Origin of the sequence: Mycolicibacterium agri (genome assembly GCF_002553505.1) — a bacterium.
Lineage (GTDB): Bacteria > Actinomycetota > Actinomycetes > Mycobacteriales > Mycobacteriaceae > Mycobacterium > Mycobacterium agri.
In genome coordinates this window covers 192336-219294 of record NZ_PDCP01000002.1, presented here as the reverse complement: position 1 = coordinate 219294, position 26959 = coordinate 192336, and the positions used below count along the sequence as shown (strand labels likewise).

Annotated in this window: 26 protein-coding genes and 1 riboswitch; of the genes, 17 read left to right on the top strand and 9 right to left on the bottom strand. The window is 67.7% G+C overall.

All coding sequences use genetic code 11. The features are described 5' to 3' along the window. Positions 1 to 1074: integrase catalytic domain-containing protein (locus CQY20_RS02245; RefSeq protein WP_097938009.1), on the bottom strand; the 1074-nt coding region annotated here is incomplete at its 3' end. Positions 1075 to 1177: 103 nt separating this feature from the next. On the opposite strand from CQY20_RS02245, the gene CQY20_RS02240 reads away from it, so the two are divergent. From CQY20_RS02240 to CQY20_RS02215, 6 genes are all read left to right on the top strand, one after another. Next, positions 1178 to 3034 (top strand): HNH endonuclease signature motif containing protein, encoded by a 1857-nt coding sequence (locus CQY20_RS02240; RefSeq protein ID WP_097938008.1) that lies wholly within the window; start codon positions 1178 to 1180, stop codon positions 3032 to 3034. A 224-nt stretch (positions 3035 to 3258) separates the two neighbouring features. Further along, on the top strand, positions 3259 to 3762 hold the full coding sequence (locus tag CQY20_RS02235) for a GNAT family N-acetyltransferase (protein ID WP_097938007.1): 504 nt from the start codon (positions 3259 to 3261) through the stop codon (positions 3760 to 3762). Then, positions 3759 to 4847: an LLM class flavin-dependent oxidoreductase gene (locus CQY20_RS02230; protein WP_097938006.1), complete on the top strand. Its 1089-nt coding sequence runs from the start codon at positions 3759 to 3761 to the stop codon at positions 4845 to 4847. Before CQY20_RS02235 ends, CQY20_RS02230 begins: the two co-directional genes overlap by 4 nt. Further along, positions 4844 to 5974 (top strand): LLM class flavin-dependent oxidoreductase, encoded by a 1131-nt coding sequence (locus tag CQY20_RS02225; RefSeq protein WP_097938005.1) that lies wholly within the window; start codon positions 4844 to 4846, stop codon positions 5972 to 5974. The genes CQY20_RS02230 and CQY20_RS02225 overlap by 4 nt, the downstream gene beginning before the upstream one ends. Then, positions 5971 to 7308, top strand: a complete 1338-nt coding sequence (locus CQY20_RS02220) for an NtaA/DmoA family FMN-dependent monooxygenase (RefSeq protein ID WP_097938004.1) — start codon at positions 5971 to 5973, stop codon at positions 7306 to 7308. Before CQY20_RS02225 ends, CQY20_RS02220 begins: the two co-directional genes overlap by 4 nt. Before the next feature lie 41 nt (positions 7309 to 7349). Beyond that, the gene (locus CQY20_RS02215) at positions 7350 to 7565 is read left to right on the top strand and encodes a hypothetical protein (RefSeq protein ID WP_097938003.1); all 216 of its coding nucleotides are present in this window, start codon (positions 7350 to 7352) and stop codon (positions 7563 to 7565) included. Here the strand turns inward: CQY20_RS02215 and CQY20_RS02210 are convergent. Next, a complete protein-coding gene (locus CQY20_RS02210; protein ID WP_097938002.1) occupies positions 7562 to 8296 on the bottom strand; it encodes an MBL fold metallo-hydrolase in 735 nt (244 codons plus the stop codon). The two genes, CQY20_RS02215 and CQY20_RS02210, sit on opposite strands and share 4 nt — an antisense overlap. 70 nt (positions 8297 to 8366) lie before the next feature. Here CQY20_RS02210 and fgd point away from each other — a divergent pair, with 70 nt between their 5' ends. The 3 genes from fgd to CQY20_RS02195 are packed head-to-tail and all read left to right on the top strand — an operon-like array spanning position 8367 to position 12601. Continuing rightward, positions 8367 to 9374 carry a glucose-6-phosphate dehydrogenase (coenzyme-F420) gene (gene fgd / locus CQY20_RS02205; protein WP_097938001.1) on the top strand — a complete coding sequence of 336 codons (1008 nt, stop codon included), beginning with the start codon at positions 8367 to 8369 and terminating at the stop codon, positions 9372 to 9374. Between the two features lie 12 nt (positions 9375 to 9386). Beyond that, a complete protein-coding gene (gene pta / locus CQY20_RS02200) occupies positions 9387 to 11444 on the top strand; it encodes a phosphate acetyltransferase (RefSeq protein WP_097938000.1) in 2058 nt (685 codons plus the stop codon). Then, positions 11444 to 12601: an acetate kinase gene (locus tag CQY20_RS02195; protein ID WP_097937999.1), complete on the top strand. Its 1158-nt coding sequence runs from the start codon at positions 11444 to 11446 to the stop codon at positions 12599 to 12601. The genes pta and CQY20_RS02195 overlap by 1 nt, the downstream gene beginning before the upstream one ends. Here the strand turns inward: CQY20_RS02195 and CQY20_RS02190 are convergent. The 4 genes from CQY20_RS02190 to glnX form a co-directional block, all read right to left on the bottom strand. Continuing rightward, entirely contained in the window at positions 12579 to 12812 is a 234-nt protein-coding gene (locus CQY20_RS02190; RefSeq protein WP_097937998.1) for a hypothetical protein, read from the bottom strand. The genes CQY20_RS02195 and CQY20_RS02190 overlap by 23 nt on opposite strands. A gap of 9 nt (positions 12813 to 12821) precedes the next feature. After that, complete coding sequence (locus tag CQY20_RS02185; protein ID WP_097937997.1) at positions 12822 to 15068, bottom strand: serine/threonine-protein kinase PknG; 2247 nt, start codon at positions 15066 to 15068, stop codon at positions 12822 to 12824. Further along, positions 15068 to 15997, bottom strand: a complete 930-nt coding sequence (locus CQY20_RS02180) for a glutamate ABC transporter substrate-binding protein (RefSeq protein WP_371871110.1) — start codon at positions 15995 to 15997, stop codon at positions 15068 to 15070. Before CQY20_RS02180 ends, CQY20_RS02185 begins: the two co-directional genes overlap by 1 nt. 130 nt (positions 15998 to 16127) lie before the next feature. Beyond that, on the bottom strand, positions 16128 to 17447 hold the full coding sequence (gene glnX, locus CQY20_RS02175; protein ID WP_097937996.1) for a protein kinase G-activating protein GlnX: 1320 nt from the start codon (positions 17445 to 17447) through the stop codon (positions 16128 to 16130). Positions 17448 to 17592: 145 nt separating this feature from the next. Here glnX and CQY20_RS02170 point away from each other — a divergent pair, with 145 nt between their 5' ends. Next, on the top strand, positions 17593 to 18099 hold the full coding sequence (locus CQY20_RS02170; protein ID WP_097937995.1) for an NUDIX hydrolase: 507 nt from the start codon (positions 17593 to 17595) through the stop codon (positions 18097 to 18099). Here the strand turns inward: CQY20_RS02170 and thiE are convergent. Then, a complete protein-coding gene (gene thiE, locus CQY20_RS02165) occupies positions 18083 to 18763 on the bottom strand; it encodes a thiamine phosphate synthase (RefSeq protein WP_097938037.1) in 681 nt (226 codons plus the stop codon). The two genes, CQY20_RS02170 and thiE, sit on opposite strands and share 17 nt — an antisense overlap. Before the next feature lie 27 nt (positions 18764 to 18790). Further along, positions 18791 to 18907, top strand: a riboswitch (TPP riboswitch). Here thiE and thiO point away from each other — a divergent pair. The 3 genes from thiO to thiG all read left to right on the top strand — a co-directional run bounded on the left by thiO (position 18897) and on the right by thiG (position 20873). Beyond that, complete coding sequence (thiO, locus tag CQY20_RS02160; protein ID WP_097937994.1) at positions 18897 to 19928, top strand: glycine oxidase ThiO; 1032 nt, start codon at positions 18897 to 18899, stop codon at positions 19926 to 19928. It overlaps the preceding riboswitch by 11 nt. After that, on the top strand, positions 19925 to 20122 hold the full coding sequence (gene thiS / locus CQY20_RS02155) for a sulfur carrier protein ThiS (protein ID WP_097937993.1): 198 nt from the start codon (positions 19925 to 19927) through the stop codon (positions 20120 to 20122). Before thiO ends, thiS begins: the two co-directional genes overlap by 4 nt. Then, the gene (thiG, locus tag CQY20_RS02150) at positions 20115 to 20873 is read left to right on the top strand and encodes a thiazole synthase (RefSeq protein ID WP_097937992.1); all 759 of its coding nucleotides are present in this window, start codon (positions 20115 to 20117) and stop codon (positions 20871 to 20873) included. Before thiS ends, thiG begins: the two co-directional genes overlap by 8 nt. 149 nt (positions 20874 to 21022) lie before the next feature. Here thiG and CQY20_RS36155 read toward each other — a convergent pair whose 3' ends face one another. Next, positions 21023 to 21184: a hypothetical protein gene (locus CQY20_RS36155; RefSeq protein WP_174814694.1), complete on the bottom strand. Its 162-nt coding sequence runs from the start codon at positions 21182 to 21184 to the stop codon at positions 21023 to 21025. Between the two features lie 23 nt (positions 21185 to 21207). Between CQY20_RS36155 and CQY20_RS02140 the strand changes: the two genes are divergently transcribed. From CQY20_RS02140 to CQY20_RS02125, 4 genes are all read left to right on the top strand, one after another. Further along, a complete protein-coding gene (locus CQY20_RS02140) occupies positions 21208 to 22110 on the top strand; it encodes an ABC transporter ATP-binding protein (protein ID WP_097938036.1) in 903 nt (300 codons plus the stop codon). Then, complete coding sequence (locus tag CQY20_RS02135) at positions 22107 to 22826, top strand: ABC transporter permease (protein WP_097937991.1); 720 nt, start codon at positions 22107 to 22109, stop codon at positions 22824 to 22826. The genes CQY20_RS02140 and CQY20_RS02135 overlap by 4 nt, the downstream gene beginning before the upstream one ends. A 69-nt stretch (positions 22827 to 22895) precedes the next feature. Then, positions 22896 to 24368 (top strand): M28 family metallopeptidase, encoded by a 1473-nt coding sequence (locus CQY20_RS02130; RefSeq protein WP_097938035.1) that lies wholly within the window; start codon positions 22896 to 22898, stop codon positions 24366 to 24368. Then, positions 24365 to 25831: a M28 family peptidase gene (locus tag CQY20_RS02125; RefSeq protein WP_097937990.1), complete on the top strand. Its 1467-nt coding sequence runs from the start codon at positions 24365 to 24367 to the stop codon at positions 25829 to 25831. Before CQY20_RS02130 ends, CQY20_RS02125 begins: the two co-directional genes overlap by 4 nt. Here CQY20_RS02125 and CQY20_RS02120 read toward each other — a convergent pair. Further along, the gene (locus CQY20_RS02120; protein ID WP_097937989.1) at positions 25797 to 26954 is read right to left on the bottom strand and encodes an aromatic ring-hydroxylating oxygenase subunit alpha; all 1158 of its coding nucleotides are present in this window, start codon (positions 26952 to 26954) and stop codon (positions 25797 to 25799) included. The two genes, CQY20_RS02125 and CQY20_RS02120, sit on opposite strands and share 35 nt — an antisense overlap. Positions 26955 to 26959: the final 5 nt, after the last annotated feature.

The following is a 26959-nucleotide window of genomic DNA, read 5'->3' as shown; positions in this document are numbered from 1 at the left end:
GTAGGTCCGGGTCAGTGCCACGATGCGTTCCACGTTCATGGTGGGGTGGTCGACTGTGCGATGAAACGGGGTGGTGGCTTGGTCGTGCTTTTTGGACACTTTGGCGCCGTGGCGAGTCTTCGACAGCAGTTTCTGCTGGGGGTAGAAGTAGTTGGTCAGCTTGGACTGTAGCTGCCATATCTCGTTGAGCAGCAGCAGTTCTGCAGCGGTGTCGTAGCGGTGGTAGCCGGCAACGGTGCGCACCACCGACCAGTTCTTCTGCTCGACGTGGCAGCCGTCGTTCTTGTTACCCGGCCGTGCCCGGGTGAAGGTGATCTGGCGGCCTTGGCACCAATCGAGCAGGTGGTCGTTGATGAATTCCGATCCGTTGTCGGAGTCCACACCCGGGATCGGGAACGGCATCTTGCAGGCGATGTCGTTGAGTGCTGACAGCACGCATTTAGCGCTCTTGTCCGGCACGGAGCGGTTCTCGGTCCAGCCTGTGGCGATGTCGGTGACCGTCAAGGTAAATGCATGGCCCCCACCGCGAATACCGCCGTCGTGCCAGACCAGATCGATCTCGACGAACCCGGGTTGAGCGTCGTCCCACTCGGCCCAGGTGCGCACCGGGATCTGGCTTTTCAGCAGCGATCCCGGCTTCGTGCCGACCCGCCCCCTGAGCCGGTATTTGGCCCGCTCACCGGCCAGGCGGCGATCAATGGTGGCTGCCGACATCGACACCAACAGCGCCGCGGTGTCCTCATCGATGTCGAGTTCTCCGAAGTGCCGAAGCACGGCCACCAGTTCAGACAGCATCGGCGCGAGTCGTTTGCCGGCCGGCATTCCGAGCACGCTCCAGCACACTGTCAGCGCCGCGCTGACATCATCGTCGTACTTGACCGGCCGCCCACTGCGCGCGGTAACAACCCGTGGCTGCAGCGCCGCTTTGAGTGCCTTGCGGGCGTGCGTGCGATGCCACCCAGTGTTGGCGCACAACTCATCGAGGATCCGACTCTTCGCGCGCTTACCCGCCAGCTGGTAGCGGGTTGCGGCCGTCTCGGTGATTGCTCTGCGCTGCGCCAACGTCAATCCCATTCACTGGGCCTACGCGCGCATTTTGAGTGAGGCAACGACTCAGCCTTTCGCGCGCATTCCTGATGAGTCAACGCGGTCCGCGGGCCGAGCTAGGTTCGAATGTATGTTCGATGGTTCGGTGCCGGGGATCGGCCAGTTGGGGTTGTTGTCGGATGCGGCGGTGATCGATGCGGCGGCTGGGTGGGCGCGTGCGGAGGCCGCGGCGGCGGCGGCCAAGTTGGCCGCGATGGCTGAGTTGTTTTCCCGGCGCACTGGTGAGACTGCCGAGGAGCGGGAGCGGTGGTGGGTGGATCCGCAGGCTGCGGTGGGGGCGGAGTTGGCCGCGGCGGTCAATATCAGCGCCCGGTTGGCGTTGTATCTGGCTCATCGTGGCACGGTGTTGCGCGAGCAGCTGCCCAGGGTGGGGGAGTTGTTCGCCGCTGGGGTGATCAGCGATGAGGTGGTGCGTGTCATTGTTTATCGGACTGGGTTGATCACCGATGAGCAGGTGTTGGCGGCGGTGGATGCCGAGTTGGCGGCGCGGGTGAGCCGGTGGGGGCCGTGGTCTGTGAAGAAGATTCAGACCGCTATCGACGCGGTGATCGAACAGCACGATCCGGGTGGGCTGCGCCAGATCCATCAGTCCAACGCCGACCCGGCGGTGCAGTTCGGCTCGCCGACTGATGCGCCGGGGATGACCAGCCTGTGGGCGCGGTTGTATGCCCCTGATGCGGCGGTGATCGAGGCCGCGGTCGATGAGATGGCGGCCGGGGTGTGTGAGGGTGATCCGCGCAGCCTCGATGAACGCCGGGTGGCCGCCTTGGCGGCGTTGGCCACCGGTGGGGAGTTCGGCTGCACCTGCGGTCAGCCCGAATGCCCCACCCCGCTGATCGCCCGCCCACCCAACAACGCCGTGGTCTACCTCCTCGCCGACCAGCACCCCACCAACAACGGCGGCGGCCCCGGCGGCGGCCCCGATGGACCTGACCCCGGCGGCGGTCCCGACTCCGGCGGCGGTCCTGATCCAAGCGGCGGCCCGGACTCCGGTGATCGGACCGGCACGTCCGATGACCACGCCGACGACGCGGCTGGCGAGGACAGCGCCGGGGCGCCCGGCACCGATTCGGCCGATGCTGACGACGATGCCGAGGACGCCGCAATGTCCGAAAGCGACTGCGGTGTTGAGGAATCCGACTCAGCCGATGACTCCGCTGTCGCCGGCGGCGACACCACCGCCGGTTGTGAGCCGGCTACAGCTGAGGGGTCTGCCGTATCGAATGCGGCCGAGCGGGAGTCGACTGCTGATCGGGGCAGGGCGGGGTCGGCTGGGGCGTCGTCGGCGCGGTATCGGCTGGCGGCGCCGCGGTGTGGGTCGCCGCCGGGGTATCTGTTTGGGGCCGGTGTGTTGACCAGCGCGCTGGCGGCGGCGCTGATGGACGGGGCCCAGGTGCGCCAGGTCGCCCATCCCGGGCCCGACAGTGTGGCCGAACCGCGCTATGGCCCGTCGCGGCGGCTGGCGGATTTCGTGCGGTGTCGCGATGTGACGTGTCGGTTCCCGGGTTGTGATCAGCCGGCCACTGGCTGCGATATCGACCACACCGTGCCCTACCCGGCCGGTCCGACCCATCCGTCGAACCTGAAGTGTTTGTGCCGGTTTCACCACATGCTCAAAACCTTCTGGGGTGGACGCCGCGGGTGGCGCGACAAACAACTGCCCGACGGCACCATCATCTGGACCAGCCCGACCGGCCACACCTATGTCACCCATCCCGGCAGCCGCCAGCTCTACCCGCAGCTGTGTGCGCCCACCGCCACCCTGTGGCACGGCGAGCCACCGGTAATCGAGGCGCATCCGCTGCGCGGGCTGAAAATGCCCAAACGACGCCGCACCCGCGCCCAGGACCGCGCCGCCCGCATCCACGCCGAACGCAAACTCAACAACCCCCGCATCACCGAACGCAACAAACCCCCACCCTTCTAAGTTGCGGTGCAACCGCTTTAGGCGACGGCGAGCAACGACCAGTCGCCAGGTACATCCTTGAACTGGTGGGTCCGCGCGACCAGAGATCGAGCCACCAAGTGTCAATCGGCGGGCCCGTCGTAGGCGACGCCAAGACCTCGACGACCTGCGGATATTTGGGATCAGCCCGATCTGAACTCACGTAATGGAACAACCCCTTGCGGACTGCGTTAGACAGTTACGTGATGAGCCCGCACGCCGACACCGTCGATCAGCTCCGCTTCGTCGCGGTCGACCAGGACGATCCCCTGGCCGAGCCGCTGCTGGCGGAGCTGGCGGTGGAGTACGCGACCCGCTATCACGCGCCCATCGAGGGCGTCGCGAAGTGGCTGCGGACATATCCGGCTGAGGAGTTCACCCCGCCAGGTGGCGCCCTCCTGATCGGCCTGCGCGACGGCCGACCGGTCACCGGCGGTGCGTTCCGCCGGTTCGACGATGAGACCGCGGAACTCAAGCGGATCTGGACCGACAGCCGCTACCGTCGCCGCGGGTATGCCAGGGCGCTGCTGTCGGTGCTCGAATCCGAGATCGCCGCCCGCGGCTACCGCCGCATCTACCTGACCACCGGCGACCGCCAACCCGAGGCCGAGGAGCTGTACGTGTCCTCCGGCTACCGCCGTCTCGACAAGCCCCTGCCCGCCGACGGCGAGGCCTATCCACTCGCATTCCTGAAGACGTTGACGTCATGACCGAACACCTGCACCTCGCAGTCGCACTCGACGGCTACGGTTGGCATCCCGAGGCATGGCGTCACACACCCGACGCCCAGCCCATCACCAGCGGCCGCTACTGGACCGACCTCGCCGCCGTCGCCGAGCGCGGCCTGCTGGACTTCATCACCTTTGACGACTCCCTCACTCCGCAGCGGCGTCGCAAGCCGGAGATCGAGCCGCGCTGGCTCGCGGGCAGGCCCGACGCCGTGCTCATCGCCGCCCGAGTCGCCCCAACGACCCGCCACATCGGGCTCATCCCTGTCACCACGGTCACCCACACCGAGCCGTTCCACATCTCGAAAGCCATTGCCACCCTTGACTTCGTGTCCCACGGCCGTGCCGGCTGGCAGGTCCGGGTCAGCAGCACCCAACACGAAGCCGCGCTGTTCGGCCGGCGAAATCCGGCCGAAATAGACCTGTTCGATGAGGCCGTCGACGTCGTCGAAGTGGTGCGACGGCTATGGGACAGCTGGGAAGACGACGCCGTCATCCGCGACGTCTCAACCGGGCGTTTCGTCGACCGCGACAAGCTGCACTACGTCGACTTCGTCGGCAAGTACTTCTCTGTCAAGGGGCCGTCCATCACACCGCGCCCGCCGCAGGGCCAGCCCGTCGTCACCGCCCTGGCCCATCAGCTACCGGTCTACGAATTCGCCACCCGCAGTACTGATCTGGTCTTCATCACCCCCCACAACGACGCCGACGTATCGACGATCCTCGGCCAGATCCACCGGGTCGGCGGCACCGACCTCAAGGTCTACGCCGACATCTATGTGTCGTTCTCGAAAGTCATCGATACCCGTTCCGACGCAAAGACTTTCGACGGTATGCCGACCGAACTCGCGGAGCTCCTCCAACGCTGGCACTCGCTGGGCCTCGACGGCTTCCGGCTGCGCCCCGCCGTCAACGCCACCGACCTGCCCATCATTGTCGACGACGTCGTGCCGCTGCTCCAGCGCGCCGGCCTGTTCCGCAGCGCCTACCGCGACGGTGAGAACCTGCGCGAACGCCTCGCCCTGCCCGTCGCCGAGAACCGTTACGCCAAGGTGGAGCCGGCATGACCATCCCCTTGTCGATCCTTGATCTGTCGCCGATCAGCGAAGGCAGCGACGCGCCGACCGCCCTGCGCAACACCATCGACCTCGCCCAGCACGCCGAGCAGTGGGGCTTCAAGCGGTACTGGATCGCCGAGCACCACTTCGTCGCGGTCGCCAGCTCGTCGCCCGCGGTGCTGATCGGCCAGATCGCCGCAGCCACCGAGCACATCCGTGTCGGAGCAGGCGCAGTGCAATTGGGCCACACCACCGCCGCGGCCGTCGTGGAGAGCTTCGGCATGCTCGACGCGTTCTATCCCGGCCGCATCGACCTCGGCATCGGTCGCTCGGGGCAGCGCCGCCGCGAAGCCGCCCGAAAGACCCAAGAGCCCAAAACCAAACAGCCCGAACCAAAGCCAGAGCCGCAGTGGCGCAACGTCGACGGGCTCGTCATTCCACCGCCCTTCGACATACGCTCGATCATCACCGACCGGTTGCGCGCGCAGATGACGGTCCTCCAGCAGCCCGAAGCGCAATCGCCCGACTTCGCCGAGCAGGTCGACGACATCCTGGCCATGCTGCGCGGCTGCTATCGGGTCAAGGACTACGACCTGCACGTGGTGCCGGGCGAGCGAACCGCCCTGACACCGTTGGTGTTCGGCAGCAGCAAGGGTCAGAGCGCTCAGGTGGCAGGCGCGCGCGGGCTGCCGTTCGTCGCCAGCTACCACATCACTCCCGCCACCGCGCTGGAGGCAGTCGAGGCCTACCGCAATGCTTTTCAGCCCTCACAGTATCTGCAACAGCCTTACGTCATGGTGTCGGCCGACGTGGTCGTCGCCGACGACACCGCCACCGCAAAGCATTTGGCCTCCAGCTACGGGAACTGGGTCTACTCGATCCGCAAGGGCGGCGGCGCGGTGCCCTACCCCGACCCCGACAAGACCGAGCCCCTCAACGACGAACAGTGCCCAGTGGTCCATGACCGGGTGGCCACCCAGTTCGTCGGCGACCCCGACGTCGTCGCCGAACGACTGGAGACCCTGCAGCGCGTCACCGGCGCCGACGAACTCGTCATCACCTCGGTCACGCACCGGCACACCGACCGGCTCCGTTCCCACGAGCTCATCGCCAAACGCTGGGGGGTGACTGGATGACCGCCGTTCGAGAAGGCAACCACCGCAAGCCGATCCATCTGGCCGCGCATTTCCCCGGCGTCAACAACACCACGGTGTGGTCGGATCCCGAGTCGGGCAGCCAGATCGAGTTCGACTCGTTCGCCCATCTGGCCCGCGCAGCCGAACGCGGCTTCTTCGACTTCTTCTTCCTCGCCGAAGGCCTGCGCCTGCGCGAACACCGCGGCCGCATCCACGACCTCGACGTCGTCGGCCGGCCCGACACCTTCACCGTCCTGGCCGCCCTTGCCGCGGTCACCGAACGCCTCGGCCTGGTCGGCACCATCAACACCACCTTCAACGAACCCTTCGAGGTGGCACGCCAATTCGCCACCCTCGACCACCTGTCCGACGGCCGGGCCGGCTGGAACATGGTGACGTCATCGGACGCGTTCACCGGCGAGAACTTCCGCCGCGGCGGATTCCTCGACTACGCCGACCGGTATGTGCGGGCCGCCGAGTTCGTCACCGTCGCAAGACAGTTCTGGGACAGCTGGGCCGACGACGCCATCCGCGCCGACGCCGACTCCGGCATCTACGTCAATCCCGACCGCATCAACACCGTCGACTTCCACGGCAAGCAGTTCGACGTGCACGGCGTGGCAACGCTTCCGGCCAGCACGCAGCGCCACCCGGTGCTCCTGCAGGCCGGCGACTCCTCCGACGGCAGGGCCTTCGGCGCCGAGTACGCCGACGCGCTGTTCACGCTGCACTCGGCGCTGGAGGCCGGGCAGCGCTACTACGCCGACGTCAAGCAGCGTGCCGCAGCGTTCGGCCGAAATCCTGACCGGCTCAAGGTCTTTCCTGCCGCCACGTTCGTACTCGGCGACACCGCGGCCGAAGCCGCCGACCGGGCCAGGCACATCCGCTACCAACAGGTGAGCGGGCCCACCGCGATCGCCATGCTCGAACAGGTGTGGCAGCGCGACCTGTCGGCCTATGACCCCGACGGCCCGCTGCCCGACATCGAACCCGCCGACGACCCCACCATCACCCAGGGTCGAGTGCGCCACGGCGACCCCAAGGCCATCGCCGCCGCCTGGCGCGAACGCGCAGAGGCCGACAAGCTCAGCATCCGCGAATTGATCATCGCGGTCACCAGCCGCCAGCAGTTCGTCGGCACACCGGCTGAGGTTGCCGACGAGATCGACCTGCACATCCAGTCCGACGCCTGCGACGGATTCATCCTGGTGCCGCACCTGACGCCCCACGGGCTCGATGAATTCGTCGACCGGGTGGTGCCGCTACTGCAGGAGCGGTACGGATTCCGCAGCCAATATGACGGGCAAACCCTCCGGGACCACCTTGGCCTATAGGCTGGCCCTGAGCTGTCGCAGACGGCGGCGGGGGTGTATGGGTGCCTATTTCGCAGACAACCATCGGATGGCTGCTCCTTGCCGCCGCGGCGCTGACCTTCATTGCGGGCATCATGCTGCGGTCATTCCTCGGTCGACGTCGCGGATCGGTCGACGACGCCGACCTCGACGACAAGATCCTGATGCCGACGTTCGTGCTGTGCTGCGGGTTGTGCCTGACCGCGGTATTTTTGCTCGGCTACGAGGCGCTCGCCTAACGCGCCGACGCGGCGTCTGCGGCCTCGCGGATCGACCCGCGCCACACCGGCCCGTGCCCGGGGACCAGCACCTCGGTGTCGAGCATGCCCAGCGCCGACAGGCTGCGCACACAGCCCTCCTGGTCGTGGTTGAACACGTCGGGCAGCAACTGGGGGCCGGTGCGGGTGGACACCGGATGCCCGGTGACCAGCGCGTCGCCGGCGACCAACACCCCGTCGACGACGAAGGAGCAGTGCCCGCCGGTGTGTCCCGGGCTCGGGATGGCCATCGGTGCGCCGGGCAGTCCGGCCGCGACGTCCTCCGACAGCGCTTGGGCGGTCGGTATGCCCTCGCGGCTGAACGCCCCCTTGCGGCTGATCGCGATCGACCATTTCAGCCAGCGCGGCTGCCAGATGTGCATGGCCACATCGGCCGGCGAGGCCTGCTCGAGGTACTCGCGTTTGGTGTGGCCCACCTCGTCGGCGTGGCAATACACCGGTGTGCCATGGTTTTTCGCGAACCAGATCGCCGAACCGAGGTGGTCGATATGGGCGTGGGTCAACAGGATCGCCCGCAGATCGTCGACGCCGAAACCCAACTGGCGCAGCGAGGCCAGCACGTCGTCGCGGTGACCCGGGAAGCCCGCGTCGATAAGCATGACGCCGGAGTCGTCGACGACCAGGGTCCAGTTGACGAGGTCGGTCTGTGCGAAATGCACACGGTCGGTGATGGCGCTCAGGACTGGTGCCATCCCGCGAGTTTAGGCAGATCGCGCAGATGGAGTAGAAACGAAGTGCGGACGGCGAGCAGAAAGAGGACAGATGGAACTGAAACTGGGGTACAAGGCGTCGGCGGAGCAGTTCGCGCCGCGTGAGCTCGTCGAGTTGGCGGTGGCCGCCGAGGAACACGGCATGGACAGCGCGACGGTCAGCGACCACTTCCAGCCATGGCGCCACGAGGGTGGGCATGCGCCGTTTTCGCTGGCCTGGATGACCGCGGTGGGCGAGCGCACCAAGCGGCTGACCCTCGGCACATCGGTGCTGACGCCGACGTTCCGGTACAACCCCGCCGTCATCGCGCAGGCGTTCGCGACGATGGGCTGCCTGTATCCCGGACGCATCTTCCTCGGCGTCGGCACCGGCGAGGCGCTCAACGAGATCGCCACCGGATACGAGGGCGAGTGGCCGGAGTTCAAGGAACGCTTCGCCCGGCTGCGCGAGGCGGTGCGGTTGATGCGCGAGCTGTGGCTCGGCGACCGCGTGGACTTCGAGGGCGAGTACTACCGCACCAAGGGCGCCTCGATCTACGACGTGCCCGAGGGTGGCATCCCCGTCTACGTCGCCGCGGGCGGGCCCGTGGTGGCCAAGTACGCCGGCCGTGCCGGCGACGGTTTCATCTGCACCTCGGGCAAGGGCGAGGAGCTGTACAAGGACAAGCTCATCCCCGCCGTCAAGGAGGGCGCCGAGGCGGCCAACCGCAATCCCGACGAGATCGACCGGATGATCGAGATCAAGATCTCCTATGACACCGATCCCGAGCTCGCGCTGGAGAACACCCGGTTCTGGGCGCCGCTGTCGCTGACAGCCGAACAGAAGCACAGCATCGACGACCCGATCGAGATGGAGAAGGCCGCCGACGAGCTGCCGATCGAACAGGTCGCCAAGCGCTGGATCGTGGCATCGGATCCCGACGAGGCCGTCGAGAAGGTGGGCCAGTACGTCAAGTGGGGCTTGAACCACTTGGTGTTCCACGCACCCGGACACGATCAGCGCCGCTTCCTGGAGCTGTTCGCCAAGGATTTGGAGCCACGGCTGCGCCGCCTCGGCTGATACGTTTGCCGCGTGCCCAACGCGATCTACATTGCCGCGCCGGAAGGCGACACCGGCAAGTCCACGATCGCGTTGGGCATTCTGCATCGGCTGGCCGCCACCGTCGCCAAGGTCGGGGTGTTCCGGCCGATCACCCGAAGCGGGGACCGCGACCACATCCTGGAGCTGCTGCTCGCCCACACCACCGCGGGCTTGACCTACGAGCAGTGCGCCGGGGTGAGTTACCAACAGCTGCATGAGGATTCCGATGCGGCCATCGCTGACATCGTCGACCGCTACCACGACGTCGCCGACCAATGCGACGCGGTGGTGGTCGTCGGCAGCGACTACACCGACGTCACCGCGCCCAGCGAGCTGGACACCAACGCGCGGATCGCGGCCAGCCTCGGCGCGCCCGTCGTGTTGGCGGTCAAGGCCAAGGACCGCACGCCCGAGGAGGTGGCCAGGGTCGTCGAGCTGTGCCTGGCCGAGATCGCGGGCCAGCACGCCCACACCGCGGCGGTGGTGGCCAACCGGTGCGATCCGGCGCAGCTGGCTGCGGTCGCCGAGGCGCTCAAAGGCTTCCCGCCCAAGTCGTACGTGTTGCCCGAGGAGCCGCTGCTGGCCGCGCCGACCGTCGGCGAGCTCGCCCACGCCGTCGACGGCACGGTGATCAGCGGCGACCCCGAGCTGCTCAAGCGCGAGGCGACGGGCGTCCTGGTGGCGGGCATGACGGCCGAGCACGTGCTGGAACGGCTCACCGAGGGGGTCGCGGTGATCACGCCGGGTGACCGCTCCGACGTCGTCCTGGCCGTGGTGAGCGCCCATGCGGCGGAGGGCTTTCCGTCATTGTCGTGCATCCTGCTCAACGGCGGGCTGGAGCTGCACCCGTGCATCGCCAAGCTGGTCGGCGGCCAGCGCCAACGGCTGCCGATCATCGCCACCGGGCTCGGCACCTTCGAAACCGCAAGCCGGGTCGCCGCGACCCGCGGCCGTGTCACAGCGTCGTCACACCGCAAGATCGACACCGCGATCGAATTGATGAACACCAACGTCGACGTCGCCGATCTCCTTGCACAGCTGGCCCTTCCGATACCGTCGGTCGTCACCCCGCAGATGTTCACCCATCAGCTGATCGAGCGAGCGCGGGCCGACCGCAAGCACATCGTGCTTCCGGAGGGGGAGGACGACCGCATCCTGCGGGCCGCGGGCCGGCTGCTGCACCGCAACGTGGCCGAGCTGACGATCCTGGGGGATGAGACGCAGGTCCGCGCCCGCGCCGCAGAGCTGGGGGTGGACCTGTCCGCGGCGAAGGTGCTGAACCCGACGACCAGCGAGCTGTGCGACCAATTCGCCGACCAGTACGCGCAGCTGCGCAAGCACAAGGGTGTCACCTTCGAACAGGCCCGCGAAACCGTCACCGACATCTCCTATTTCGGCACCATGCTGGTGTACAACGACATGGTCGACGGCATGGTGTCCGGTGCGATGCACACCACCGCGCACACCGTCCGGCCCGCGTTGGAGATCATCAAGACCAAGCCCGGCATCACCACCGTGTCGAGCATCTTCCTGATGTGCCTGGCCGACCGCGTCCTCGCCTACGGCGACTGCGCGATCGTGCCCGACCCCACCGCCGAGCAACTCGCCGACATCGCGATCTCGTCGGCGCACACCGCCGCGCAGTTCGGCATCGAGCCCAGGGTCGCGATGCTGTCCTACTCGACCGGCACATCGGGCACCGGAGCCGACGTCGACAAGGTCAGGCAGGCAACGGAGTTGGTGCGACAGCGCGAACCGGACCTGTTGGTCGACGGGCCGATCCAGTACGACGCCGCTGTCGATCCGACGACCGCGAAGAGCAAGATGCCGGACTCGAAGGTGGCGGGCAGGGCGACGGTGCTGATCTTCCCCGACCTCAACACCGGCAACAACACCTATAAAGCCGTGCAGCGCAGCGCCGGTGCCGTCGCGATCGGTCCCGTGCTGCAGGGTTTGAAGAAGCCGGTCAACGATCTGTCGCGCGGCGCGCTGATCGAGGACATCGTCAACACCGTGGCAATCACGGCGATCCAAGCTCAGGACAAGTGATGGCTGATTCATCAAGAGTACTCGTCGTCAACTCCGGCTCGTCATCGCTGAAATACGCTGTTGTAGAACCTGACTCGGCGACCATGGTGGCCGACGGGGTCATCGAGCGGATCGGCGACGGGCCGGTGGCCGACCACTCGGCGGCGCTGCAGGCCGCGTTTGAGGAGCTGACCGAGTCCGGCCGACCGCTGGAGAGCCTCAACCTGGCAGCGGTGGGGCATCGCGTCGTGCACGGCGGCCCCAACCTCTACGAGCCGACGCTCATCGACGACGACGTGTTCGCACAGCTCGGCGAGTTGGAGCCGCTGGCCGAGCTGCACAATCCGCCTGCGGTGCAGGGCATCAAGGTCGCGCGCAAAGCGCTGCCCGACCTGCCGCACATCGCGGTGTTCGACACGGCCTTCTTCCACGACCTGCCGCCGGCGGCCGCGACCTATGCGATCAGACGTGACATCGCCCAGCGCTGGGGCGTGCGTCGCTACGGGTTCCACGGCACCTCACACCAGTACGTCAGCGAAGAAGTGGCTAAATTCCTTGACGCGCCGCTGGATTCACTGAACCAGATCGTGTTGCACCTGGGCAACGGCGCGTCGGCGTCAGCGATCGCCGGAGGTAGACCCGTCGACACGTCGATGGGCCTGACGCCGTTGGAGGGTCTGGTGATGGGCACCCGCTCCGGTGACATCGACCCCGGCATTTTCTCCTACGTGTCGCGCACCGCCGGCTTGGGCGTCGAAGAATTCGACGACATACTCAACGACGAGTCCGGCGTGTTCGGTCTTGGCGGCGAGAAGGACTTCCGTGCGCTGCACAAGCGCATCGAATCCGGCGACGAGGCAGCGAAATTGGCCTACGACGTCTACATCCACCGGCTGCGCAAGTACATCGGCGGCTACATGGCGGTGCTGGGCAACACCGACGTCATCACGTTCACGGCCGGGGTCGGCGAGAACGACGCGGCCGTGCGCCGCGACGCCCTGTCCGGGCTGACCCCGCTGGGCGTCGAGCTCGACGAGCGCCGCAACGAGAGCCCCGACAAAGGCGCACGCCGGATCTCGTCGGACGGTTCACCCACCACGGTTCTGGTCGTCCCCACCAACGAGGAGCTGGCGATCGCTCAGGCGTGCGCGGAGCTTATCCGGAATCCCGGTTCGTGAATGGTGTTTTCGGCGTTCGAACCTCGGTGCTGGCGGTCAGTCCGAGGGCGATCATCACATCGATGAACGTGATGATGAGCCCCCACCAGTACATCCACTTCAGCGACGGGTCGGGCTGGGCCGCGAAGTAGCCGATGAGGAAGATCGGCCCGACGATGCCGAAGACGAACATCATGGCCTGAAACATCAGGTAGCGCTTGAACGTCTCCACGGGCCGATCTTAGAAGGTGCTCGTCGGCCGCACGCTGTTGGCGAGATCGACCAGGGCATAGCGGTGGGCCTGGGTGGGAGCGACGCGGGCCAGCGCCCGCAGCGACGCCTCAACGCCGAGCTGCAAACCATGCTGGGTGAACGGGAACCCGAGGATGTGGTTGCTGCTGGCCTCGTGGTCGGCCAGCCAGTCCATCGCGGTGCCGAGCACCAGCGCCCGGATCTGCAGCACCCGCGGCTCGGTGTCGGGCAGCGCCTCCACGCGGCGGGCGGCCTCGCGGATGTGCTTTTCGGTGATCTCGTTCATCGACCGTCCGGACAGCAGCGTCACCGCGCTGGTGAGCCGCGCCGTCGTGTAATACCTCGAGGTGGCCGGTACCGCGTCGAGCGTGCGGACGGCCGCGTCGCGATCGCCTGCCGCCGACTGGGCGCGCGCCAGACCGAAACCAGCGGAGATGATGCCGTTGTCGGTGCTCCAGACGGTCTTGTAGAACTTGCCGTCGTCGGGGCTGCCTGCCAGCTCGGCCGTCGCCGCCAACGCCAGCTTCGGCGCCAACTCGCCGGGCAGCGTGTCGAGCACCTCGGTGAAATGCTTTGTCGCCGACTCGTAATTGCCGGTCAGCATCTCCGAGACCGCGCGGAACCAGATCAGGCGCCAATTCCAACCGACCCGTGCCGCGAGGTCGTCGAGCTTGCGGGTGGCCTTGGCGACGTCGCCGAGGTCGAGCAGCGCGCGCACCTCCATCAACGGCAGCTCAACCGATTCCGACAGGTCGATGCCCTCGGACTCGTACCTGCCGTGGCGGGCCGCACGCAGCTGGTCGAGCGTCTGCACCGGCTGGCTGAGTACGCTGGCCGACAACACGGTGGCGCCGACGTCGGTCGGGTCGACCAGCGGCACCGGTAGCGCCCGGACAATCTCCTGTGCCGTCAGCTTTTCCGAGTGCACCTGCCCGTCGCGGTAGACGTCGGTGTGTGCGACGAGAAGGTCGATTCCGAACGTCGAGCGGGTCGGGCTGAACACCGTCGATAGACCCGGCCGAGGCGTTCCGGTGTCCTTGGCGACCACCTCGCGCAGCACACCGAGCAGCTGGCTGGTCATCTCCTCGGCGCTTCCGAACCGTCGCCGCGGATCGGGGTCGATGGCCCTGCGCAGCAGCCGGCCGAACGAGTCGTATTCGGCCAGAACGGGATCGTCCTCGGGCAGACCGTCGACGTAGCGGCCCTTGCGGGTGCGCAGCTTGAGCGTCAGCGCCGCCAGCGTGCGGCCCACGGTGTAAATGTCGGTGGCCACCGTCGGCCCCGTCCGCACGATCTCAGGAGCCTGGTAACCCGGTGTGCCGTAGAGGTATCCGAAGGAGTTGATCCGCGACACCGCGCCGAGGTCGATCAGCTTGAGCTGCTCCTCGGTGATCATGATGTTCTCGGGCTTGAGGTCGTTGTAGGCCAGCCCGATGGAGTGCAGATAGCCCAGCGCTGGCAGGATCTCGAGCATGTAGCCGATGGCCTCCGCGACCGGCAGCTTGTGCCCCTTGGCCTGTTTCAGCGACTTCCCGCCGACGTACTCCATCACGATGTAGCCGATGGGGTTGCCGTGCTTGTCGGGGTGCTCGACGAAGTTGTAGATCTTCACGATCCCCGGATGCGTCACCTCGGCGAGGAACTGCCGCTCGGCCATCGCGATCTTCTGCGCCTCGGCGTCGCCGGCGTGCACCAAACCCTTGAGCACGACGGGGCGTTCGTTGACGTTGTGGTCGAAGGCCAGATACACCCAACCCAGTCCGCCGTGTGCGATGCAGCCCTTGATCTCGTACTGGTCGGCGACCCTGTCACCAGGAGCCAGTTGCGGCAGGAAGGAATACGGGCTGCCGCAGTGCGGGCACCAGCCCTCCGACAACGCCTTGCCCTCCGGTGACGACCGGCCGACCGGGCGCCCGCAGTTCCAGCAGAACCGTTTCGACTCGGCCACAACGGGATTGGTCATCAACGCCGAAAGCGGGTCGATCTCGGGTACCCGCGGGATCTCCACCAGCCCGCCGCCCAGCCGCCGGGTCGGCGACAACCGCGTCAACGTCGTCGTGTGGTCCTGGGGTTCGGTGTCGACGGAGTGTTCCGAGCCGTCCGAGTCGTCGTAGCGGGGACGGAACACCGCCTGCGTCGCCATCGGCCGAATCGTCGACATGGAGTCCATGTCGACTTCCTCCAGGCTGGCCGGTTGTGTGCCGGGGCCTTCGAATTCGTCGTCAGCGGTAGTCATCAGTCCACGTACCTCGGGACCGGGGGCGCAGGCGGCGGGCCGAGTACCGTCAACCACTTGCGGTACAACGTGTTCCATGTGCCGTCGCGGCGGATCCGCTCCAGGGTGCCGTTGACGAAGCGCACCAGGTCGGTGTTCTCCAGGTTCACACCGATGCCGTAGGGCTCCTGGTTCATGCTCGGCCCGACGATGTGCAGATACGGGTCCTGGGCCACCAACCCCGCCAGAATCGAGTCGTCGGTGCTGACCGCGTCGACCTGACGCTGTTGCAGCGCGACCAGGCAGTCGGCCCATGTGACCACCTGGATGACGATCGGCGGCGGGCTGATCTGTTGGATCCGCTGCAGCGACGTCGTGCCCTTGACGGCGCAGACCCGCTTGCCGGACAGGTCGCTTGCCCGCGTGATGGCGGAGTCGCGGGGCGCCAGAATCCGTTGATTGGCAACCAGATACACGGTCGAGAAGTTGACCAGCTTCTTGCGTTCGCAGGTGATGCTCATCGTCTTGACGACGATGTCGACCTGGTTGTTCTGCAACGCCGAAATGCGGTCGGCCGACGACAGGATGCGGTACTCGACCTGTGACGGGGTGCCGAAGATGTCGCGCGCCACCTCGCCTGCGATGTCGACGTCGAAGCCGGTGATCTCGCCGGTGATCGGGTCGCGGAAGCTGAACAGGTTGCTGCCGATGTCGAGCCCGACGATGAGGCGGCCGCGGGCCTTGATGTGCTCCACCGCCTCCTGGGCGTCCTCGCGGTTGGAGAACGGGCGCAGGCTCGCCGTCAGGTCGCAGTCCTCGGCGTCCTGCGACGGCTCCACGATCTTCGGTGGCAGTTCCTCCATGCCTGCGGGCGTCACCGGCGGCAGCGAGAGACTCGGTATCGGCGTGAGGCTTTCGGCTTCAGCACAGCCCGCCAGCGCGGTCACCATGGCGATCGCGGCGCACACCATCTTGAGTCTCATCTCGGCCGCCTCTTCTTCGCGCAAGCGCTCATCAGGGCTTGTCTCTTCTTCGCGCAAGCGCTCATCAGGGCTTGTCTCTTCTTCGCGCAAGCGCTCATCAGCGGTACTCGCTAAGTCGGGGCCACAATCCCAGCGCCACCGCGATCGCGGCCACCACCGACAACACCGCGGCGCCCACCGTCGCGCCGGACAGCACCCGGCGGGCGTTGAGGATGTCGCTGCGCAGTTGTTCGCGGCTCTTCTCGATGCCCTTGTTCAGCGTCGCGTCCAGCCGGTCGAACGCAGGCGTCGAATCGTCCTCACCCTTGCCAAGGGCCACCTGCGTGGCCGCCTGGTAGTTGCCGACCGCGATGTAGGCGCTGATGCGGTCGTCGGCCGCGCGCCAGCGACGCAGCAACTGCTCGGCGTTGGCCAGGTCGGCCTTGTCGATCGCGTCCTCGCGGCTGAGGTACTCCGACAGCTGCCGCTGCATGTCGTCGATGCGCTGGTAGTAGGACTGCTTGCGCACGGCCTCGTCGCCGCGGCGGATCAGCGACAGCGTCTCGTCGGCGCGGGCCTGTTGCGCGGTGATCGCCAGCGTGGTGATGGTCTTGAGCGACTCGGCGGCGGTGTTCTTGGCGCTGCGGCTGTCGAGGGTCGAGATGATCAGCGCGGTGAACACCCAGATCAACATGATCAGCACGGCCATCCCACCGGCGATGAAACCGATGTTGATGCGGCGCCGGGTGCGGCGGGCCAGCCAGCGATTGGCGAACGCGCCGAACAACAGCGTGGCCAACACGACCAGGATGACCGGCGCCGGAATGCGCGTCGACGCCGTCGTCTCCTTGTCGACCCGCGCCGAGGTCTCCTGATAGAGCCGCTGCGCGTCGGGCAGGATCGTGTCCTGCATCAGCGAGGACGCCTCGGACAGGTACGACGAGCCGACCGGATTGCCCGCCCTGTTGTTGGTGCGCGCGGTCTCCACCAACCCGGTGTAGACCGCCAGGTTGGCGTTGATCCGGCTCAGCAACTGGATCAACGGCTCCTCCGTCAGGCCGCTTGATGCCCTGGTCACAGCTGCGGCGGCGTCGGTGATCGCCTGTTGGTAACGCTGCCGCACGTCCTGCGGTTCAGAGCCCGCGATGAACGCGGTCGCGGCGGCGGCGTCGGCGACCGACAGCGTGGTGTAGAGCTGGCCCGCGGCGAACGCCAACGGCTCGGTGTGGTCGAGGACCGCGGTCAGCTGGTTCTGGCGATCGTTGACGGTGGTAGATGTGGCAAATGCGCTGGCGATCACGAGGGCCGACAGCACGATGCCGATCGTCAGAATCCGGCCGGGAGTGGTCCACAGGAACCACCAGCGCGGGTGCGCTGGCGTTGTCGGCGACCGCGACGCCAGTGGCTCGGTCGACGGGTGCGCCAACTCCACAGTCACGGGTCTGCGGACTCCATCTTTCTCTGGCTCTCCAGCTACTTTTCCCGACCTACGCTCACTCTATAAAAGAATTCTAAGAGTTATCCGTGTGACGTGTGGGCATTCGGCGACCACCGGTGAACGATGTGTTCCCTAAGCTGAGACCGTGCGTGGCGACGGCGACGGTTGGGTTGTTTCCGACAGCGGCGCGGCCTACTGGGGCAGGCACGGCGCCGCGGGTCTGCTGCTGCGCGCGCCTCGTCCCGACGGGTCGGCCGCGGTGCTTCTGCAGCATCGGGCCCCGTGGAGTCATCAGGGCGGCACCTGGGGTTTGCCCGGCGGTGCGCGGGACAGCCACGAAACCGCCGAACAGGCCGCCGTCCGCGAGGCACACGAAGAGGCGGGGCTGCCCGCCCACCTGCTCGTGGTGCGCACGACCGTGATCACCGCCGAGGTGGCCGGCCCGAACGGTCCGAGCTGGACCTACACCACCGTGATCGCCGACGCGCCTGCGCTGCTGGACACCGTGCCGAACCGGGAGAGCGCCGAGCTGCGCTGGGTGGCCGAGGACGAGGTCGACGAACTTCCGCTGCATCCCGGCTTCGCCGCCAGCTGGTCGCACCTGCGCGCGGTCGCGGCGTCCATCCCGCTGCTGGTCAACGGGAGCTCGTAAGCAGCTGCTTCAACCGCTTGGCGGCCGCCTGCGGGTCGTCGGCGGAGGTGATCGCGCGCACCACCACGACGCGGCGCGTCCCGGCGTCGAGCACCTCGGGCAGGCGCTGTTCGTCGATTCCGCCGATCGCGAACCACGGCTTGTCGGTGCCGAGCCCGGCCGCGAACCCGACCAGCGGCAGGCCCGGCGCGGGTCGACCCGGCTTGGTCGGGGTCGGCCAGCACGGCCCGACACAGAAGTAGTCGACGGCTTCGGCGACCGCGGCGCTGACCTGGTCGCGGTCGTGGGTGGACCGGCCGATCAGCGGCTCGGGCCCGATGATCTCGCGGGCGATGTCCAGCGGCAGGTCGTCCTGACCCAGGTGCAGCATGTCGGCGGCGGCCGCGCGGGCGATGTCGGCGCGGTCGTTCACGGCCAACAGGGCGTTGTGCCGGGCGGCGGCGTCGGCGAGCACCTCGAGGGCGGCCAGTTCGTCACGGGCCTCCAGCGGGCCGAACTGCCGCTCACCGGGGGAGCCCTTGTCCCGCAGCTGGATGATGTCGACCCCGCCGGCCAGCGCGGCGTCGGCGAACTCGGCCAGGTCACCGCGCTCGCGGCGGGCGTCGGTGCACAGATACAGCTGCGCTTGAGCCAGCCGGGCCTGCCTCGCAGACCGATCCGTCAGGTGATGCACACCCGTGAGGGTAGTGTGGGTGCTCGACACGGGAGTCCGGAGAGCGGACTGAGAGTGGGCACACGGTTTGACACCTGCCCTTACCGTTGCACCTGATCCGGGTCATGCCGGCGAAGGGAGGGACATGCCACCTATCGGATCACTCGCCGTCATCGGCGGCGGTGTCATCGGCCTTTCGGTTGCGCGCCGCGCCGCGCTCGACGGCTGGGACGTGCGCGTGCACCGCACCGACGACCCCGGCACCTCATGGGTGGCCGGCGGCATGCTCGCCCCGCACAGCGAAGGCTGGCCGGGCGAGGAACGGCTGCTGCGGCTTGGGTTGGCGTCTCTGGAGATGTGGCACGGCGGCTTCCTCGACGGGCTGCCCGACAGCGTGATCACCGCGCGCGAGTCGCTGGTCGTGGCCGTCGACCGCGCCGACGTCGCCGACCTGAAAACCGTCGGCGAGTGGCTGGCTGCCCAAGGGCACCCGGTGCACTTCACCACGGCCGCACGCGACGTCGAACCGCTTCTCGCGCAGGCCATTCGGCACGGCTTCATCGCCGAAACCGAACTGGCCGTCGACAACAGGGCCGTGGTCGCCGCGCTGGCGGCGCACTGCGAGAGCCTCGGTGTGCGGATGTGCCCGCCGGTGACCGATCTGGCGTCGGTCGGCGCCGACGTCCGTGTCATCGCCAACGGCGTCGACGCGCCGTCGTTGTGGCCCGGCCTGCCGATCCGGCCGGTCAAGGGTGAGGTGCTGCGGCTGCGCTGGCGGCGGGGCTGTATGCCGGTGCCGCGCAGGGTGGTCCGCGCGCGCGTGCACGGCAGGCAGGTGTACGTGGTGCCGCGCGCCGACGGGGTCGTGATCGGTGCGACGCAGTACGAGCACGGCCGCGACACCGCGCCGACGGTGACCGGTGTGCGGGAACTTCTCGACGACGCCTGCGCGATCATGCCGGGGCTGGGCGAATACGAATTGGCCGAGTGCTCGGCGGGTTTGCGGCCCATGACGCCCGATAACCTGCCGATCGTCGGCCGTCTCGACGAGAGAACGCTGGTGGCGGCTGGGCACGGACGGTCCGGCTTCCTGCTGGCGCCGTGGACCGCCGAGGCGATTGCAGGTGAACTCAACGGCGCTCCGCTGCCGGACGCCGAACTGGTGGAGGTTCGATGATTGTCACGGTCAACGACGAGAAGGTCGAAGTCGACGAGCAGACCACGGTGATGGCTCTGCTGGAGCGGCTCGGCTTTCCCGAGAAGGGCATTGCCGTCGCAGTCGACTGGTCGGTGTTGCCGCGCTCGCAGTGGGACACCGCGCTGTCCGACGGTGCACGCCTCGAAGTGGTGACGGCGGTGCAGGGTGGTTGATCAGAAGCTCACGATCGCCGGTCGCGAATTCGGTTCGCGGCTGATCCTCGGCACCGGGGGTGCCGCCAACCTCGCCGTGCTGGAGGAGGCCCTGGTCGCGTCGGGCACCGAGTTGACGACGGTCGCCATGCGCCGCGTCGACGCCGACGGCGGCACCGGCGTGCTCGGCCTGCTGAACCGGCTGAACATCACGCCGCTGCCCAATACGGCGGGTTGCCGCGGCGCCGCGGAGGCGGTGCTGACCGCGCAGCTGGCCCTCGAGGCGCTGCAGACCGACTGGGTCAAGCTCGAAGTCATCGCCGACGAACGGACGCTGCTGCCGGACGCCGTCGAATTGGTCCGCGCTGCAGAGCAATTGGTCGACGACGGTTTCACGGTGCTGCCCTACACCAACGACGACCCGGTGCTGGCGCGTCGGCTCGAGGACACCGGCTGCGCGGCGGTGATGCCGCTCGGCTCGCCGATCGGCACCGGCCTCGGCATCGCCAACCCGCACAACATCGAGATGATCGTCGAGCAGGCAAACGTTCCCGTGATCCTCGACGCGGGCATCGGCACCGCGAGCGACGCCGCCCAGGCCATGGAGTTGGGTTGTGACGCTGTGCTTCTGGCAAGCGCGGTGACACGCGCCGCCGACCCGCCGACGATGGCGGCCGCGATGGCCGCCGCCGTCAACGCGGGCTACCTCGCGCGCAGGGCAGGCCGGATCCCGAAGCGGTTCTGGGCGCAGCCGTCCAGCCCTTCTCTATGACGAAACGCTATGTCGCATCGCCGCGACGCTCGAGCGGTTGACGGCCGAGGCCGCCGGATGCCTCCCGCCCCTCACCTCACCACCGCGAAACGGAATCCTCGCAGCGAAATTGCGAGGAAAGGGCTGCGTAGATTCCTTCTCGCGACGAGTCACGACCGCCGGCGCCACAAAAGCCGCCACAGAAGCACGACGCAGAAGCCACGGACGCCGTGGACGACCAAGCCGTCGCGGATATTCATGCCGGTGCCCGGCAGGCCGTTTCCCGCGCACCCGAACGCGGCGGGCATGCGCGCGGTCGCCGACCTCATCATCGGCTCATGACAGGATGGGCGCGATGATCGAACTGGTCGGGCTCACCAAGGTTTTCGGCCGAACCCGCGCGGTCGACGACCTCACCTGCACTATCGAGCCGGGCGTTGTCACCGGATTCCTCGGCCCCAACGGTGCAGGCAAGACCACGACGATGCGGATGATCCTCGGCCTCGACCGCCCGACGGCGGGCACCGCGACCATCGACGGCAAGGCCTACCGTGAGCTGTCCGAGCCGCTGCGGCACGTGGGCGCGCTGCTGGACGCCAGGCAGACGCACCCCAACCGGTCGGTGCGGGCTCATCTGCGCTGGATCGCCGCCACGCATCGACTGCCGACGAGCCGCGTCGACGAGGTGCTGGACATGGTCGGATTGACGGAGGTGGCCGCCAAGAAGGCGGGCACGCTGTCGCTCGGCATGAGCCAACGGCTGGGCATCGCCGCCGCGCTGCTCGGCGATCCGCCGGTGCTGTTGTTCGACGAACCGGTCAACGGCCTCGACCCCGAAGGCATCCGCTGGGTGCGAACGCTGATGCGCACGCTTGCGGGCGAGGGCCGCACGGTGTTCGTGTCCAGCCATCTGCTCGCGGAGATGGCCAACACCGGCGACCGGCTCGTGGTGATCGGACGCGGCAAGTTGATCGCGTCGACGACGGTCAGCGAATTCGTCGGCCGCGCCGACAGCGTGCGGGTGCGCAGCCCGCAGTTGGAACTGCTGCGCCAGGTGCTGACCGAGGCAGGCATCACCGTCGACGACGACGCCAACGCCGCCGGTCTGCTGGTGCGCGGCGCAGCCAGTGATGTGGTCGGCGAGCTGGCCGCCAAGAACGGAATCACGCTGCACGAGTTGAGTTCACAACAGACATCGCTGGAGGACGCGTACCTGAAACTCACCGACGACGCCGTGCAGTACCGGGCGGCGACATGAGCGCGACAGCGGTGCTGAACGCCGAACGGATCAAGCTGGTGACCACCAGATCGTCGTTGTGGGCGGCGGCGGCGGTGGCGGTGCTGAGTCTTGGCATGGCCGCCGCGCAGGCGTCGACGGTGTACGGTCCTGGGCCGTTGGCGCCGGACAAGGCGGCGATGGGGGTCGCGGTCTTCGGGGTGCCGGTGCTGATGATCCTGTCGGCGCTGACGGTCACCAACGAGTACCGCAGCGGCATGATCCGCACCACATTTCTCGCCGTCCCGCACCGGACGCTGGTGCTGTGCGCCAAAGCGGTTGTCGCCGCCGTCTTTTCCGGCTCATACGCCGCGCTGATGGTGATGGCCTCGATCGTGGTGGCCGGTTCCGACCCGCAGAGCTGGCGGCTGGTCGGTTCGATCGCGTTGTACGCGGTGTTCGCGGCGGTGTTGGGCGTCGGCGTCGGCGCGTTGATCCGCGCTTCGGCGGGGGCGGTCGCACTGCTGCTGCTGTGGCCGCTGGTCGCCGAGCCGATGCTGGGCAACCTGCCCAACATCAGCACGCAGGTCGGCCCGTACCTGCCGTTCGCCAACGCCATCAGGTTCACAGACGTGCAATGGCTCTACCCGGCGTATGCCATGCCGTGGGGCGAGGTCGGCTCGATCGTGTACTTCGCGGCGGTCACCGCGGTCGTGTTCGTTGCGGGCCTGGTCATGATCAACCGACGAGACGCGTGAGGGGCAGCCGCTAACGTGGGGGCGGTGGGGCGCGTATTGCGAGTGACGACAGCGGTGCTGACAGCGACGATGGTCGCGGTGTCGTTCAGCGGCTGCGGAGACAAGACGGCCAAGGAAGCGGCCAGCCCGCCCTCGTCCACTGCGGCGTCCGTCGCGGCGGCCGAGTACGCGGCCAAACTCGGCAAGCAGGTCACGGGTGACGCGCTGATGGCGCATCTGACGAAGCTGCAGGAAATCGCCGACGAGCATGGCGGCAATCGCGCGCTCGGCACGCCCGGCTACGACGCGAGCGCGGACTACGTGGCCAATGCGCTGCGTGACAAGGGTTTCGACGTGCAGACCCCGGAGTTCGAGGTGCGGCTGCCGTTCGCCGAGGAACCGCAGCTGACGGTCGGTGAGGCGGCGATCGAAGCCAAGCCGCTCGAGTTCACCATCGGCACCCCGCCCGAAGGGGTCTCCGGGCCGCTGGTGGCGGCCCCAGTCGACGATTCGCCCGGGTGCACCGCATCCGATTACGACGGCCTTCCGGTCCGGGGCGCGGTGGTGCTGGTCGACCGCGGCACCTGTCAGTTCTCGATCAAGCAGGCGGTGGCAGCCGAACGCGGCGCGGTGGCGTTGATCGTCGCCAACAACGAGGACAACGACGAGATGGGCGGCACGCTCGGCGAGGACTCCAACCCGAAGATCCCGGTCGTCAGCGTCACCCAGGCCACCGGCGAGCGGCTGCGCAACGCTCCGGGGCCGACCACACTCAAGCTGAAGGCCGGCGTGCGTGTCGAGAAGACCCGCAACGTCATCGCCCAGACGCGCACCGGATCCAGCGCCGACGTCGTGATGGTCGGCGCGCATCTGGACAGCGTGCCGGAGGGGCCCGGCATCAACGACAACGGCTCCGGCGTCGCGGCGGTGCTGGAGACCGCGCTGCAGATGGGGCCGTCGCCGCCCATACAGAACGCGGTGCGGTTCGGATTCTGGGGCGCAGAAGAACAGGGCCTGCGGGGTTCGAACGATTACGTCGAGTCGCTGGATGTCGAGGCGCTCAAAGACATTGCCTTGTACCTGAACTTCGACATGCTCGGCTCACCGAACGCCGGATACTTCACCTACGACGGTGACCAGTCCGCGCCACCGAGCCCGCGCGAGGTCCCACCCCGCGTCCCGGAGGGCTCGGCGGGCATCGAACGCAACTTCGTCGCCTACCTCGAGGACGCGGGCAAGACCGCGCAGGACACCTCGTTCGTCGGGCGCTCCGACTACGACGGGTTCACCAAGGCGGGAGTGCCCGCAGGCGGACTGTTCTCCGGTGCCGAGGAGAAGATGACCCGCGAACAGGCTGAGCTGTGGGGCGGCAAGGCCGACGAACCGTTCGACCCGAACTACCACAAGAGAACGGATACCTTGGATCAGATCAACCGACAAGCGATGGAGATCAACGGCGCCGGAGTCGCCTACGTCGTCGGCATTTACGCCCAGGATCAGCGTGGCCGCAACGGCGTGCCGATCCGCGACGACCGCACCCGGCACGTCCTGACCGAGTCATGACCGTCCCGGTCAGGCCGCTGGCGGTCGCGACCCTTGTGCTCGTCACATTGCTGGGCGGATGTTCGTCGGCGCCGCCGCCGACACCGGATCTGGCCCGTCAGTTGTCCGACACGGTCGGCGTCGACGGCATGTTCGACCACCTGCGCAAGCTGCAGGAGATCGCCGACGCCAACGGAGGCTCGCGGTCCGAAGGCACAGCGGGCTACGACGCCAGCGTCGATTACGTCGCACAAACCCTGCGCGACAAGGGGTTCGACGTCGATACGCCGGAGTATGAGCGGCTCGGTGTGGCGTCGCCCGGCAAGCCGACGTTGACGGTGGCAGGCCGCAACTATCCCGTCGACCAGGCCTCGCTTCTCACGCCGACACCGGCAGGCGGATTGCGGGCCATCACATTGCGGCCGCAGCGGCCCGCCGGATGTGCCGCCGCCGACTACGGAAACTCGAAGATGACCGGCGCCATCGCGATCGTCGACGACACGACGTGTTCGATCGCCGACAAACATGACGCGGCCGGGGCCAAGGGTGCCGTCGGCCTGCTCGTAATCAGCGATCCGCGCAGCGCGGGCAGCCCGCAGAACCTGTTCACGCCCGGCTACTACGAACGGTTGAAAATGCCGACCGCGGTGATCGACCCCACCGCGAACACCGCGCTACGCCGCACGTCAGCGCCCGTGCGGTTGGTGCTCGACGCCAAAGCCGCCATGGTGAAATCGCGAAACGTGGTGGCGCAGACGAAAACCGGCGACATCCGCAATGCCGTGATGGCGGGCGCGCACCTGGACACCGCCGCCAAGAGCCCTGGCATCAACGACAACGGCACCGGGGTGGCGGCGCTGCTGGAGACCGCCGCGGCGCTGGGTTCACAACCGCAGGCGACCAACGCGGTCCGGTTCGGCTTCTGGGGCTCGGAGGAGGCGGTGCTCGCGGGGTCGACGAAATACGTGGCAGGCCTTTCCGATGACCAACTCAACGACATCGCGCTGTACCTGAACTTCGACACGATCGGCTCACCGAACGCCGGGTACTTCACCTACGACGGCGACCAGTCCGGCCAGCCCAACCCCGAAATCCCCGCCGACAGCGTGCCTCTCGGCTCGGCAGGTGTCGAGCGCACGCTTGCGGGTTATCTGAACCTTGCGGGGGTGCGGCCTGCGGACCAGCCGCTGAGCAGGGCCAGCGACTACAGCCCCTTTCTTGCCGCCGGTGTGCCGATCGGCGGCGCGACAACCGGTGCGGCACAGCGCAAAACCAAGGTGCAGGCCAGGCTGTGGGGCGGCGTCGACGGGGTCGCGTTCGACCGCAACTACCATCTGCCCGGCGACACGATCGACAACGTCAACCGCGACGCGTTGGCCGTGATGGGGGCGGGAGCCGCGTTCGCCGTCGGCACGTACGCGCAGTCAATCGAGGGCGTGAACGGTGTGCCTACCCGCGAGCAGCGCCACCGGAATAGGCCCTAGCGACCCGCGAAACGAATTGGTACACACCGTCTTCGTCGGGGGCCAGCGGGCCGGGCCGGGCATGCGGTGAGGCGAGGCCACGCTGCACCGACTCACAGGCCGCCCAGTCCTGCCGGTTGGTGAGATCCCAGAAGTCCACCGCGTAGGACGGGTCGAAGTCCGGCTTCGTGGCGACCTCGCGGGGGAACGCCCATGCGCATTCGACATGGGTGCGGTCAACCGCCAGCGGCGTCATGAGATGGGTCATCACGTAGTCGGGGTGCAGGCTGACCAACAGATTGGGATAGCCCACGATGTACATGACCGTGCGCAGTTCGTGTTCGGACAGGCCCTTGATGGCCACGCCGCCGCTGGCGCCGGTGAGCGACATCGTCTCTGCGCCGTCGGCTATCGACATCCAGCCGCCCATCCACGTGCCGGCGAGGTCGAGGTTCTCGCCGCTCTCCGGCGGGCTGACCCGCGACAGTTCGGGGTGGATGGTCGAGCAGTGGTAGCACTCCTGGTAGTTCTCCGCGATCACCTTCCAGTTGGTGGCCAGCTCGTAGGAATGCCGATCCACCACGACCAGATCCTCGGGCCGGTACGGACTGACGATCTCCTCGAGACCGGCGACGTGCTCGGCGAATTCAGCGTCTTCGCCGCTGGGATCGACGAACAGCCAGCCGTGCCAGTTCACCAGCCGCAGTTGGCTCAGTCCGAATTCGCCGGGGTCGAAACCTTCGATATGCCTGAAATGCGGGGCGTTGCGCAGGCTGCCGTCGAGCTTGTACGACCACGAGTGGTACGGGCAGACGATGCTGCGGCCGCGTGTGGTTTCGTTGCACGCCAACAGTTCATGCCCGCGGTGGCGACAGGTGTTGGCGAACGCGCGGATGGTGTCTTCGCCGCGCACCAGCAGCACGCCGTTCGCACCGCTGCCCACCGCCTTCTGCGCGCCGATCGCGCCGAGGTCGCTGGCGTGGCCGACGCACCTCCACCCGTTGAAGATGTGCGCCATCTCCCACTCGAACACCGCCGGATCGACGTAGGCCTCGCGTGGCAGCATCCGCGACTGGCCGAACGGAGCCATCGCCGCTGCGACACCGTCGGCGGGCAGGGGGGCGGGAGGATACTGTTTGAACATACAGT